This is a genomic window from Novispirillum itersonii (assembly GCF_014205675.1).
GTDB classification, from domain to species: Bacteria; Pseudomonadota; Alphaproteobacteria; order Rhodospirillales; family Rhodospirillaceae; genus Novispirillum; species Novispirillum itersonii_A.
The window spans coordinates 97144-109008 of the sequence record NZ_JACIIX010000016.1; the positions used below are offsets into that span (position 1 = coordinate 97144).

Consider the following 11865-nt stretch of genomic DNA (forward strand, 5'->3'; position numbering starts at 1 on the left):
TTCTTTTTTCTGTGGAGTTTCCGACCCGATGCGGGTGGATGCCTTTGATTTTGACCTGCCGAAAGAGCTGATCGCCGACCGCCCGGTGACGCCGCGCGATGCCGCCCGGCTGCTGGACGTGACCGCCGACGGCTGCCATGACCGGGGCGTGCGCGACCTGCCGGGCCTGCTCCAGCCCGGGGATGTGATGGTATTCAACGACACCCGCGTCATTCCCGCCCGCCTGTTCGGCCAGCGCGGCCCCCGCCAGCCCGGCGGCCTGCCAGCGCAGGTGGAGGTGACCCTGCATCAGGCGCTGGGGCTGGACACCTGGGCGGCCTTCGCCAAGGGGGCTAAACGCCTGTCAGTCGGCGATGTGGTGACGTTTGCCGCTGACTTTGCCGCCTCCGTCCTTGAAAAGCACGACGGCGGCGAGGTGATCCTGCGCTTCAACCGGGCCGGGCCGGAGCTGATGCAGGCGCTGGAAACCCACGGCCACCTGCCGCTGCCGCCCTACATGGGCCGCGACGACGATGCCCGGGACCGGCAGGATTACCAGACCGTCTATGCCCGCCATGACGGGGCGGTTGCCGCCCCCACCGCCGGGCTGCACTTTACCCCGGCCCTGCTGGAGGCGCTGGACGCCCGTGGGGTCAAGCGGGTGCATGTCACCCTGCATGTCGGGGCCGGAACCTTTCTGCCGGTGAAGGTGGATGACACCCGAGACCACCGGATGCACAGCGAAAACGGCCTGATCTCCGCCGAAACTGCCGCCACCCTCAACGCGGCGCGGGCCGCGGGCGGGCGGGTGGTCTGTGTCGGCACCACCTCGATGCGGCTGATCGAAAGCGCGGCGCAGGAAGACGGCACCATCCCCGCGTGGAGCGGTTCGACCGATATTTTCATCACCCCCGGCTACCGCTTCAAGGCGGTGGACCTGCTGATGACCAATTTCCACCTGCCGCGGTCCACCCTGTTCATGCTGGTCTCGGCCTTTGCCGGTATGGACCGTATGCGGGCCGCCTATCAGCAGGCCATCGCCACCGGCTACCGTTTCTATTCCTATGGCGACAGCTCGCTGCTGCGCCGCGAGGAGACCCTGTGATGACCGCTTTTTCCTTCGAGGTTCTGGCCACCGACGGCGCTGCCCGGTTGGGGAAGATCCAGACCGCCCATGGCGAGATTGATACCCCGGTGTTCATGCCGGTCGGCACCGTCGGCACCGTCAAGGGCATGATGCCGGAAAACGTCGCCGCCACCGGGGCCCAGATCATTCTTGGCAACACCTATCACCTGATGCTGCGCCCGGGTGCGGACCGGGTGCAGCGGCTGGGCGGCCTGCACACCATGATGAACTGGCCCGGCCCGATTCTGACCGACTCCGGCGGGTTTCAGGTGATGAGTCTGACCAAGCTGCGCAAGATGACCGAGGAAGGGGTGACCTTCCGCAGCCACATCGACGGCAGCCGCCACACCCTGACCCCGGAAAACTCGACCGACATCCAGTACAAGCTGGACGCCACCATCACCATGGCGTTCGATGAATGCACCCCCTATCCGGTGGAAAAGAAAGTTGCCGCCGAATCGATGCGGCTGTCGATGCGGTGGGCCAGACGCTCCCGCGAGGCCTTTGTGCCCCGCGACGGCTACGGCCAGTTCGGCATCGTGCAGGGCAGCGTGTTCCCCGAACTGCGCGAGGAAAGCATCACCAAACTGCGGGAGCTGGACTTCGAAGGCTATGCCGTCGGCGGTCTGGCGGTCGGGGAAGGGCAGGAAATGATGTTCCGCGTCCTCGACAGCACCATGCCGAAGATGCCGACCGCCAAGCCGCGCTACCTGATGGGGGTCGGCAAGCCGTCCGACATCGTCGGGGCGGTGGTGCGCGGCATCGATATGTTTGACTGCGTGATGCCGACCCGCTCCGGCCGCACGGCGCAGGCCTTTACCCGGCGCGGCACCGTCAACCTGCGCAACGCCCGGCATCTGGATGACACCCGCCCGCTGGACGAAAGCTGTTCCTGCCCGGCCTGCCGCAACTATTCCCGCGCCTATCTGCACCACCTGATCCGGGCGGAAGAGATGCTCGGTCCGATGCTGCTGACCTGGCACAACATCCAGCATTATCAGGACCTGATGCGCGACCTGCGCGCCGCCATCAAGGCCGGAACCCTGACCCAGTTCGTGCAGGCGTTCGAGGCGCAGCAGGCCCTGGGCGATATTGACCCGCTTTAACACCAGAGAGTTCCTGTCATGACCAACAGCGACGCCTCCGGGCTGACCCAGCTCGGCACCAAGACCGACCTGCCGAACGACCCCAACGATGCGGTGCTGGAACGGGTGCCCAATCCGCACCCCGGCACCCTGTATGTCACCCGCTTTGTCGCCCCGGAATTCACCAGCCTGTGCCCGGTGACCGGTCAGCCGGATTTTGCCCATCTGGTGATCGACTATGTGCCCGGTGACTGGCTGGTGGAATCGAAGAGCCTGAAGCTGTTCCTCGGCTCCTTCCGCAATCACGGCGCTTTCCATGAAGACTGCACCGTCTACATCGGCAAGCGGCTGGCGGAAGAACTGAAGCCGGTGTGGCTGCGCATCGGCGGCTACTGGTATCCGCGCGGCGGGATTCCGATCGACGTGTTCTATGCCACCGGCCCGGCCCCGGACGGCCTGTGGCTGCCCGATCAGGGCGTGCCGCCGTACCGTGGCCGTGGCTGATCTGCCCCGCCATGCCTAAAAAACCGCCGCCGGTGCCCGACACCCCGGAAGGCCAGCGCGCCCTGATCCGGGCCGAGGCACTGGCGGCGGGCTTTGATACCGTTGCCTTTTCCCGTGCCACCATCAGCGATGCCGACCGTGCCAATCTGGCCGCCTATGTCGCTGACGGGCGGCATGGCACCATGACGTGGATGGAAGAGACGCTGGAGCGCCGCTCCGCCCCCACCGCCATGTGGCCGGAGGCGGTGACGGCGATCTCGCTGGGCGTCAACTACCGCACCCTGACCGCACCGCTGGACCTGCTGGAGCATCGCGACCGGGGCTATATCAGCGTCTATGCCCGTCACCGCGATTACCATGACCTGATCAAGAAACGCCTGAAGCAGGTGGCCGGATGGCTGCACCAGACCTTCGGGGCCGACGTGAAGGTCTTCGTTGACACCGCACCGTTGCTGGAAAAATCACTGGCGGTGGACGGTGGGCTCGGCTGGCGCGGCAAGCACACCAACGTCGTCACCCGGGGCTTCGGAAGCTGGCTGTTTCTTGGCGAGATCCTGACCACCCTGCCGCTCCCCGCCGACAGCCCGCAGGAGGACCACTGTGGATCCTGCACCCGCTGTCTGGACATCTGCCCGACCGGGGCCTTTGACGGTCCCCGGCGGATTGATGCCCGCAAGTGCATCTCCTACCTGACCATCGAGCATAAAGAGCCGATCCCCCGCGCCCTGCGCCCGCTGATGGGTAACCGCATCTACGGCTGTGATGACTGTACCACCGTCTGCCCGTGGAACCGTTTTGCCCCGCCGACCCCGCATGCTGACTTTCTGCCCCGGATTGAGCTGACCGCCCCCCGGCTGGCCGATCTGGCCCAACTGGATGACGGCAGCTTCCGCAGCCTGTTCACCGCCAGCCCGGTCAAACGCATCGGCCGGGACCGCTTTCTGCGCAATGTGCTGATCGCCCTTGGCAACTGTGGTGATCCGGCACAGGCGGTGGCAGCCCGGCCACTGCTGGACGACCCTGCGCCGCTGGTGCGCGGGGCCGCCGTCTGGGCGCTGTCCCGGTTGCTCCCGGCGGCGGATTTCGCCATGCTGCGGGATCATTACGCCCCCACCGAACCCGACCCGGAGGTACAGGACGAATGGGCCTGCGCCGTTTGCTGTTGACCGCCCTGCTGGGCACCGTTCTGTCCATCCCGGCACAGGCCGCCCCGGACTGTGCCCAGTGCCCGGATATGATGCCGGTCCCCGGCGGCACCCTGATCCGCAGCGATGGCACCGAGGCCGAGATCACCCCGTTCCTGATGGGGGCCACCGAGGTCACCTTCGACCAGTTCCAGCTGTGTGTGGATGCCGGGGCCTGCCGGGCCGATGTCAGTGACCGCGACTGGGGCCGGGGCAACCGCCCGGTGATCAACGTCACCCATGCCGATGCCCGCGCCTATGCCCGCTGGCTCCAGCAGACCACCGGCCTGCCCTATCGGCTGCCGACCGAGGATGAATGGGAATGGGCCGCCCGGGGCGGGACCACAACCCGCTTCTGGTGGGGAAATGAGCCGGGACAGATGCACGCCAACTGCCGCTACTGCGGCCCGGCGGACTCCGGGAAACGCTCCATGCCGGTGGCGTCGTTCCCGCCCAATGCCTACGGGCTGTATGATACCGCTGGCAATGTGATCGAATGGGTTGACGACTGCTGGGCCGACCGCCGCGACACCCCGCCCCAGAAACGCGACTGCGCCTTCCGGGTCGCCAAAGGGGGCGCATGGTACTACGTGCCGGAGCAGGCCCGCCCGGACAACCGCATCCGTCAGCGGGAAGACCTGTGGAGTTATACGGTCGGGTTCCGCATCGCCCGTTAAGGGGCCGATGGCAGGGTCAGGGTAAAGATGCTGCCACCGCCTTCGGCCGGGGCATACTCCAGAGAACCGCCCATCAGCTCCGCCAGACGGCGCGACAGGGCCAGCCCGAGGCCGGACCCCTCAATGGCACTGGCCTCACGGCCCATGCGGTTAAAGGCCTCGAACAGCTGATCCCGCAGCGCCGGAGGAATCCCGACCCCGGTATCCTCCACCTCGATCCGGGTCAGACCATCAACCCCCGAGACCCGCAGCAGCACCAACCCGGAATCGCGGTTGTATTTAACGGCATTGCCCAGAAGATTCAGCATGATCTGGCGCAGGCGGCGCGGATCCGCCATCACCCGCCCGGGGATCAGCACATCAGGATCCGGCAGGGCAATATCCGTGCGCTGCGCCTGCGGCTGAAGAGCGGTCAGGCAGTCCGGGATCACATCCTGAAGCGCCACCGACTGGCACTCGACCGGCATATCCCCCTGAAGACAACTGGAATAATCGAGGATTTCGGTGACCAGTCCATGCAGGTGCCGCCCGCTCTGACGGACCGAGTCAAGAGCCCGGGCCTGCCGGGGCGTCAGCGGGTCCGGCCAGATATCGACCACCAGATCCATGAAGCCGATCACCGCATTCAGGGGGGTGCGCAGTTCGTGGCTGACGCTGGACAGGAAGCGGTCCTTGGCCTCCGCCGCCCGCAGGCTGGCTTCATGGGCTTCCCGCAGGGCCTCTTCATTGCGCCGCCGCTCGGCAATTTCATCCTGTAGACGGGCCTGTTCTGCGGTCAGGTCATCCAGCAGAACCGCATTGCGCTCCTGCAGGGTCAGGCGCTGCTTCATCAGCGTATTGAAGCGGAAGGTGTAAAACAGCAGAAACAGACAGAACGGTGTGGTGAACACCCCGACCGGCAGCAGATAGGACCGCAGGAACGGCTGGCTCATCCCCGCCAGCATCATCAGCAGCAGGGACGTCACCTGTGTCGCCGCCACCTGACGGCTGGCATGGGCTGAAAAAGCGGCCCCGGCAGCGGTCCCGATGATGATGACCAGAATCATCAGAATGTTTTCCGGCCGGATATCGGCGGGCAGGACAAACAGGATCCCGCCCCACAGCACCCCCGACACCAGTGTGGCGACCGTCTGGATCCATTCCCAGACCCCGGGGGAGAACCGCTGCGGCTGCACCCGGAACAGCCCGAACAGGCCAAGCCGCGCCAGCAGAACCACCATCAGGGCCAGCCCCCACAGCGGCAGCGCCGACGGCGAACTGTCCCGCAACAGGAACCCAAGCAGAAGCGCCAGATTGGCCAGAGCAATCAGGATTCCGAACCCGTTGGATTCCATCAGAATCCGGATCCGCTCCCGCTCCACATGCTGGGATATCATCAGTCCGATTGCCCTTCCCCCTGCCGCGCCCGAGCTGACGCTGCGTTAGTCTTCTGTCCCCACGGCAGTGCTAACGGGAAAGCGGAAACATCACAATCCGCCATTGGGCCTACGCCCGGCCCACCGGACCGGAAAAACAGAGACCGGGGATACCCCTATCCCCGGTTGAGGCACGGAACACGGGAAACCGGTTATTCCACCGCCTGCCGCAGCGCCGCCGAAGCCGCCCACGGGCACAGCGCCAGCGTTGCCAGAAAGAAGGCCGACAGCACCAGAAGCTGGGCCCGGACCTCGAACCCCATCACCGCCGCATCGACGGCCGACACGCCAAACACCAGAATCGGGATGTACAGCGGCAGCACCAGCAGCGACAGCAGCACCCCGCCCCGGCGGGCCCCCAGCACCAGCGCCGCCCCCACCGCCCCGATCAGCGACAGGCTGGGGGTACCCAGCAGCATGGCGACGATCAGGATCAGGAAGCCGTCCTGATTCAGGTGCAGCAACACCGCCAGCACCGGCGCCGCCAGCAGCAGCGGCAGGCCGGTGGTCAGCCAGTGGGCGGCCACCTTGCCCATCACCAGCAGAGACAGCGGTACCGGTGACAGCGTGATCAGATCCAGCGAGCCGTCCTCATAATCGGCCTGAAACAGCCGGTCGAGCGACAGCATGGAAGCCAGCAGGGCGGTGACCCACAGCACCCCGGCGGCAATCCGTTCCAGCACCCCGGTTTCCGGCCCAACCCCAAAGGGGAACAGCACCACCGTCAGCACAAAGAACATCACCACCATCAGGCTGTCAGAGCCCTGACGCAGCGCCAGCCGCAGATCGCGGCGGATGATCGCGAGAAAGGCAGCCATGATCAGTCCTCCCCGTCCTCATCAAAGTCATAACGGTGGCGGGGGGCAAAACGGTCCATCCGGAACTCCTGCGCCCCGGGCAGGGCGACATCAATATGGGTGGACAGCACCACCATGCCCCCGGCGGCCCGGTGACCGGCAATCGCCTGCTCCAGCACCGCCACCGAGGCCCGGTCCAGCGCCGTCGTCGGCTCATCCAGCAGCCACAGCGGGGCCGGGGCGGCAAACAGCCGGGACAGATTGGTACGGCGCTTCTGCCCGGCCGACAGCATCTTGCCGGGCACCTCCAGCAGGCGGGTCATGTCAAAACGCGCCACCGCCGCCTCCACCTGCGCATCAGCCTGCGCCGCCGGGCAGTCCGGCTGCCACTGGCGCACCCAGAAGCCGATGTTCTCCCGCACCGTCAGCACCGGCTTGATCGCATCCTGATGGCCGATGTAGCGGGTGCGGCTGCCATGGCCTTCGCGGTCGGAGAAAATGCTCTCCTCCTGCCACAGCACATCGCCCATCGCCGGATGCAGCAGCCCGGCCATCAGCCGCAACAGGCTGGACTTGCCGGAGCCGTTCGGCCCCAGCAGCAACAGCGCCTGCCCGGGGGCCAGCGTGAAGGAAAGATCGGTGAACACCACCCGATCCCCCCGGATGCAGGTCAGGCCGCGCCCTGCAAACACAGGGGCGTCCACAGACGGAACGGGTGGGGTGGCGGGGGGGATCTCGGCGTCAGTCATGGCGCAAGACAATAGAATCTGTCTGCCCGCAGGGGAAGCCGGAACTGGCCGGAACCGGCAGCAGATCAGAACCATTCAAGGTTTGGCAGGGGGGAGGGGGAGGGTCGGCGGCAGCCGGTGCCTTATACGGGTTCGAGGGGGACAGGGTAGGAAGGACGAACCCAAGGACACCGGCGCCGTGCGTGGATGAGGATTGCGGCAGCAACAGGGAAGGGATCTGCCGTAATCGCGGCGCCCTCAGAGCGGTTGAGGGTGTCGGGCTTCAGGGGGATGAAAGCCGGACTGTGCCGTCCACACTGAGGAAGATGGTGGAGAACTGTGGCGAAAATAGGGTGAGGCCAAGGTTTCTTTGTGATGGGATTTTCTGTGTGACCGGGGCCTCTGTCACGACCGGTCAGCCCCAAAAAAACAGACGGGCGGTGGTTCCCTCCGCCCGTCTGGCTGATCACATACCGGAATCCCGGTGCGCTTACTTCGGTTCGCCCATACGCAGGGCTTCGATGAAGGCATTCTGCGGGATTTCGACCTTACCGAACTGCCGCATGCGCTTCTTGCCTTCTTTCTGCTTCTCCAGCAGCTTCTTCTTACGGCTGATGTCACCGCCATAACACTTGGCGGTCACGTCCTTGCGCATGGCACTGATGGTTTCGCGGGCAATCACCCGGCCCCCGATCGCCGCCTGAATCGGAATCTTGAACAGGTGCTTCGGGATCAGATCCTTCAGGCGTTCGCAGATCTGACGGCCCCGGTATTCGGCCTGACTGCGGTGGGCCATGAAGGCCAGTGCATCGACCGGCTCGGCATTGACCAGAATGCCGACCTTCACCAGCTCGCCTTCCAGATACTCGTCCACTTCATAGTCGAAGCTGGCGTAACCCTTGGAGATCGACTTCAGGCGGTCATAGAAATCGAAGACGATTTCGTTCAGCGGCAGGCGGTAGACCGCCATGGCGCGGTTGCCGACATAGGTCAGGTCAACCTGCACGCCCCGGCGTTCGCTGCACAGGGTCAGGACCGAGCCAAGGTATTCATCCGGCACCATGATGGTGGCCTTCACCCACGGTTCCTCGATCCGGTCGATCCGGACCGGATCCGGGAAGTCCGCCGGGTTATGCAGTTCCTTCACCTCGCCATCGGTCATATGCATCCTGTACACCACCGACGGGGCGGTGGTGATCAGATCCAGATCGAATTCGCGGTCCAGACGTTCCTGAATGATTTCCATATGCAGCAGGCCGAGGAAGCCGCAGCGGAAGCCGAAGCCCAGCGCGGCGGAGTTTTCCGGCTGGAAATCGAAGCTGGAGTCGTTCAGGCGCAGCTTGGCGAGGCTGTCGCGCAGGTGTTCGTACTGCGAGGAATCCACCGGGAACAGGCCACACCACACCACCGGCACCGACGGCTTGAAGCCCGGCAACGGCTCGGCGGCGGGCTTCTGGTCATCGGTGATGGTATCCCCGACCTGGGTATCGGCGACGGTCTTGATCCCGGCGATGATGAAGCCGACCTGACCGGCGGTCAGTTCCGGCAGATCGGTCAGCTTCGGGCTGAACACCCCGACGCGGTCGATGGTGTGGCTGGCCCCGGTCTGCATCATGCGGACCTTCATACCCTTCTTCAGGCGGCCTTCGGTGACACGCACCAGAATGATGACGCCGAGGTAAGAGTCATACCAGCTGTCGACCAGCAGGGCCTGCAACGGCTTGGTGACATCGCCCTTCGGCGGCGGCAGGCGGGTGACCACCGCTTCCAGCACCGCCCCGATGTTCAGGCCGGTCTTGGCGGAAATTTCGACCGCCTCGGAGGCATCAATGCCGATCACGTCCTCGATCTGCTGGCGCACCCGTTCCGGCTCGGCGGCGGGCAGGTCGATCTTATTCAGCACCGGCACGATTTCGTGGTTGGCGTCGATCGCCTGATAGACGTTGGCCAGCGTCTGCGCTTCCACCCCCTGCGAGGCATCCACCACCAGCAGCGAGCCTTCACAGGCGGCCAGAGACCGGCTGACCTCATAGGCGAAGTCAACGTGGCCCGGAGTGTCCATCAGGTTGAGCTGATAGGTCAGCCCGTCGGCGGCCTTGTACAGCAGGCGGACGGTCTGCGCCTTGATGGTGATGCCACGTTCGCGCTCGATATCCATCGAATCGAGCACCTGCTCCTTCATTTCGCGGTCGGTCAGGGCCCCGCAATGCTGGATCAGGCGGTCAGCCAGCGTGGACTTACCGTGGTCGATATGGGCGATGATGGAAAAGTTGCGAATAAGGCTGAGATCGGTCATGGCCGTGTTCAATAGACTCTGGGATTGGGGACCATAGGGCCAAAGCCGCCTGCGGGCAACGCCTGTATGCAGCCCGGCGGGCCTTCTGCCGCCGTTTTCACGGTCCCGCAGCGGCAACTTCGCGGTGGCGCCCCGGTTTGCCCTGCCGTAAGGTGGCCGCCTTACTCCCCCCGGCCCGCCGGACCACCCCCTTTCCCCGGTCCGCTGCGCCGCCCAGACTTGAAGACGGATGTCAGGAATGCTGGTCGAAATCACCGCCGAAGGCTTCGGCGTCGAGCTTGATATCGCCTATGCCACCACCAACAACTTCACCGGTGCCCCGGTCTATCGCCGTCATGCCGCCTTCCTGCTGCCCGAGGCTGCGGAGAACCTGCGCAAGGCCTGTGGCATGGCCCGGGCGCTGGGGCTGCACTTCAGGATTTTTGATGCCTACCGCCCGTCGGAAGCCCAGTGGCTGCTGTGGGACCATACCCCGGACCCCGAGTTCCTCGCCGATCCGCACCGGGGATCGCCGCATTCGATGGGGGCGGCAGTTGACCTGACGCTGGTGGACTCCGCCACCGGGCAGGATCTGGACATGGGCACTGCCTTCGATGCCTTCACCCCGCTGTCGCACCATGCCGTCACCGACGGCATTTCCGCCGAAGCCCAGCGCAACCGCCTGCTGCTGCTCGGCATCATGACTGCCGCCGGGTTTGATTTCTATTCGTCGGAATGGTGGCATTATCAGCTGTTCAACGCCCGGGCCCGCTACCCGGTTCTGACCGATGCCGCCTCCGGCGCCCGGATGATGGAGCCCTGATGCGTATTCTGGCTTTCGATACCGCCGGCAACGGCTGCTCTGCCTGCGTCTGGCAGGATGGCACCGTTCTGGCGCAGGCCCGGCTGGGGATGGAACGCGGACAGGCCGAAGCGCTGGTGCCGCTGCTGTCCTCCCTGCTGGAACAGGCCGGTCTGGACTGGCCGCAGCTGGACCGGCTGGCCGTCACCGTCGGCCCCGGCTCCTTCACCGGGGTCCGCGTCGGGCTGGCCACGGCCCGGGCGCTGGCGCTGGCCACCGGCCTGCCGGTGAGCGGTGTCACCACGCTGGACCTGTTCGCCACCGCCGCCCGCGCCAGCCTGCCGGCGCCGCAGGGCGTGCTGCTGGCCCTGATCGATGCCCGCCGCGATGACCTGTACTGTCAGGCGTTCGATGCCGCCACCCTGTCGCCGCTGACCGGGCCGGACAGTCTGCGCCCGGAAGAGATCCGGCCGCTGCTGACCCGCCTCGGCCAGCCCGCCGCCGCCTGCGGCGACGCCCGCCCGCTGGTGGAGACGCTGCTGGAGGACGGGACCCTCGGTGGCTGGCTGGGCGAAACACTGGCGGACCCGGTGGTGCTGGCCGGGATTGCCAGTACCCGCCCCCGGGAAGACGGCGTTCCGTCGCCGCTGTATATCCGCCCGCCCGATGCGGCCCTGCCCGCCAACGGCGGCCAGTTGCGGCCCTGAGCCCGATGACAGCCGCCCTGTGCCCGGCAACTCCCTTACATGCAGCGGTTCTGGCAGGCCTGCATGCCACCGCCTTTGCCCACCCATGGTCAGCGGAAGAGTTTGCCACCCTGCTGGCCGACCCGACCGTGTTCGGCCTGATCGCGACGGACGGGGATCATCCCTGCGGGCTGGTGCTGTTCCGCACCGTTCTGGATGAGGCGGAGGTGCTGACCGTCGGCGTGCCGCCGCAGCAACGGCGGCAGGGGCTTGCCGCCGCCCTGATGAGCGCCGCCCTTGCAACAGCCACCACCCGGGGGGCAGCGCAGGTGTTTCTGGAGGTCGCGGACAGCAATGCGGCGGCGCAGGGCCTGTACCTGCGCCTCGGCTTTACCGCTGCCGGACGGCGGAAGAAATACTACCGCACCGCCGATGGCGGGCAGGAAGACGCGGTCGTGATGGTCCGCCCCCTGCCCTGATCCTGCCAGACCATCCCGGGATCCGGTGCCCTCAGAGTATCCGTGTTGATCAAGCGTTTTTTGGGATCCATGGACGCCCTGCCTTGAGCAGGGCGTTTGCCATGACGATGAGCTTTCGCATGATGGCG

12 protein-coding genes are annotated in these 11865 nt (G+C 65.9%); 8 read left to right on the forward strand and 4 right to left on the reverse strand.

Annotated elements, in window-relative coordinates:
* The first annotated feature begins 28 nt into the window (after positions 1-28).
* Genes queA through FHS48_RS17600 form a run of 5 tightly spaced genes read left to right on the forward strand, consistent with a single transcriptional unit; the run spans position 29 to position 4555 of the window.
* Positions 29-1084, forward strand: a complete 1056-nt coding sequence (queA, locus tag FHS48_RS17580) for a tRNA preQ1(34) S-adenosylmethionine ribosyltransferase-isomerase QueA (RefSeq protein WP_184265440.1) — start codon at positions 29-31, stop codon at positions 1082-1084.
* Positions 1084-2211: a tRNA guanosine(34) transglycosylase Tgt gene (gene tgt, locus FHS48_RS17585; RefSeq protein WP_184265442.1), complete on the forward strand. Its 1128-nt coding sequence runs from the start codon at positions 1084-1086 to the stop codon at positions 2209-2211. The genes queA and tgt overlap by 1 nt, the downstream gene beginning before the upstream one ends.
* 18 nt (positions 2212-2229) lie before the next feature.
* Positions 2230-2694, forward strand: a complete 465-nt coding sequence (gene queF / locus FHS48_RS17590) for a preQ(1) synthase (protein WP_184265444.1) — start codon at positions 2230-2232, stop codon at positions 2692-2694.
* 11 nt (positions 2695-2705) lie between these two features.
* Positions 2706-3860 (forward strand): tRNA epoxyqueuosine(34) reductase QueG, encoded by a 1155-nt coding sequence (gene queG, locus FHS48_RS17595; protein ID WP_184265446.1) that lies wholly within the window; start codon positions 2706-2708, stop codon positions 3858-3860.
* On the forward strand, positions 3836-4555 hold the full coding sequence (locus tag FHS48_RS17600; protein WP_184265448.1) for a formylglycine-generating enzyme family protein: 720 nt from the start codon (positions 3836-3838) through the stop codon (positions 4553-4555). Before queG ends, FHS48_RS17600 begins: the two co-directional genes overlap by 25 nt.
* Here FHS48_RS17600 and FHS48_RS17605 read toward each other — a convergent pair.
* The 4 genes from FHS48_RS17605 to lepA all read right to left on the reverse strand — a co-directional run bounded on the left by FHS48_RS17605 (position 4552) and on the right by lepA (position 9791).
* Positions 4552-5931, reverse strand: coding sequence for a sensor histidine kinase (locus FHS48_RS17605; protein WP_184265450.1), 1380 nt, complete (start codon positions 5929-5931; stop codon positions 4552-4554). The genes FHS48_RS17600 and FHS48_RS17605 overlap by 4 nt on opposite strands.
* A 191-nt stretch (positions 5932-6122) precedes the next feature.
* On the reverse strand, positions 6123-6788 hold the full coding sequence (gene ccmB / locus FHS48_RS17610; RefSeq protein ID WP_184265452.1) for a heme exporter protein CcmB: 666 nt from the start codon (positions 6786-6788) through the stop codon (positions 6123-6125).
* A 2-nt stretch (positions 6789-6790) separates the two neighbouring features.
* Complete coding sequence (gene ccmA / locus FHS48_RS17615; RefSeq protein ID WP_184265453.1) at positions 6791-7516, reverse strand: heme ABC exporter ATP-binding protein CcmA; 726 nt, start codon at positions 7514-7516, stop codon at positions 6791-6793.
* Positions 7517-7985: 469 nt separating this feature from the next.
* Complete coding sequence (gene lepA, locus FHS48_RS17620; RefSeq protein WP_184265455.1) at positions 7986-9791, reverse strand: translation elongation factor 4; 1806 nt, start codon at positions 9789-9791, stop codon at positions 7986-7988.
* 238 nt (positions 9792-10029) lie between these two features.
* On the opposite strand from lepA, the gene ddpX reads away from it, so the two are divergent.
* The 3 genes from ddpX to rimI are packed head-to-tail and all read left to right on the forward strand — an operon-like array spanning position 10030 to position 11737.
* Positions 10030-10593: a D-alanyl-D-alanine dipeptidase gene (ddpX, locus tag FHS48_RS17625; protein ID WP_184265457.1), complete on the forward strand. Its 564-nt coding sequence runs from the start codon at positions 10030-10032 to the stop codon at positions 10591-10593.
* On the forward strand, positions 10593-11279 hold the full coding sequence (gene tsaB / locus FHS48_RS17630; RefSeq protein ID WP_184265459.1) for a tRNA (adenosine(37)-N6)-threonylcarbamoyltransferase complex dimerization subunit type 1 TsaB: 687 nt from the start codon (positions 10593-10595) through the stop codon (positions 11277-11279). Before ddpX ends, tsaB begins: the two co-directional genes overlap by 1 nt.
* A gap of 5 nt (positions 11280-11284) precedes the next feature.
* Positions 11285-11737 (forward strand): ribosomal protein S18-alanine N-acetyltransferase, encoded by a 453-nt coding sequence (gene rimI, locus FHS48_RS17635; RefSeq protein WP_184265461.1) that lies wholly within the window; start codon positions 11285-11287, stop codon positions 11735-11737.
* The last annotated feature ends 128 nt before the right edge of the window (positions 11738-11865 follow it).

What these genes read in the sequence shown, in the direction of transcription:
- queA (WP_184265440.1), top strand. Translation starts at nt 29, where the DNA reads ATGCGGGTGGATGCCTTTGATTTTGACCTGCCGAAAGAGCTGATCGCC.
- tgt (WP_184265442.1), top strand. Translation starts at nt 1,084, where the DNA reads ATGACCGCTTTTTCCTTCGAGGTTCTGGCCACCGACGGCGCTGCCCGG.
- queF (WP_184265444.1), top strand. Translation starts at nt 2,230, where the DNA reads ATGACCAACAGCGACGCCTCCGGGCTGACCCAGCTCGGCACCAAGACC.
- queG (WP_184265446.1), top strand. Translation starts at nt 2,706, where the DNA reads ATGCCTAAAAAACCGCCGCCGGTGCCCGACACCCCGGAAGGCCAGCGC.
- FHS48_RS17600 (WP_184265448.1), top strand. Translation starts at nt 3,836, where the DNA reads ATGGGCCTGCGCCGTTTGCTGTTGACCGCCCTGCTGGGCACCGTTCTG.
- FHS48_RS17605 (WP_184265450.1), bottom strand. Translation starts at nt 5,931, where the DNA reads ATGATATCCCAGCATGTGGAGCGGGAGCGGATCCGGATTCTGATGGAA.
- ccmB (WP_184265452.1), bottom strand. Translation starts at nt 6,788, where the DNA reads ATGGCTGCCTTTCTCGCGATCATCCGCCGCGATCTGCGGCTGGCGCTG.
- ccmA (WP_184265453.1), bottom strand. Translation starts at nt 7,516, where the DNA reads ATGACTGACGCCGAGATCCCCCCCGCCACCCCACCCGTTCCGTCTGTG.
- lepA (WP_184265455.1), bottom strand. Translation starts at nt 9,791, where the DNA reads ATGACCGATCTCAGCCTTATTCGCAACTTTTCCATCATCGCCCATATC.
- ddpX (WP_184265457.1), top strand. Translation starts at nt 10,030, where the DNA reads ATGCTGGTCGAAATCACCGCCGAAGGCTTCGGCGTCGAGCTTGATATC.
- tsaB (WP_184265459.1), top strand. Translation starts at nt 10,593, where the DNA reads ATGCGTATTCTGGCTTTCGATACCGCCGGCAACGGCTGCTCTGCCTGC.
- rimI (WP_184265461.1), top strand. Translation starts at nt 11,285, where the DNA reads ATGACAGCCGCCCTGTGCCCGGCAACTCCCTTACATGCAGCGGTTCTG.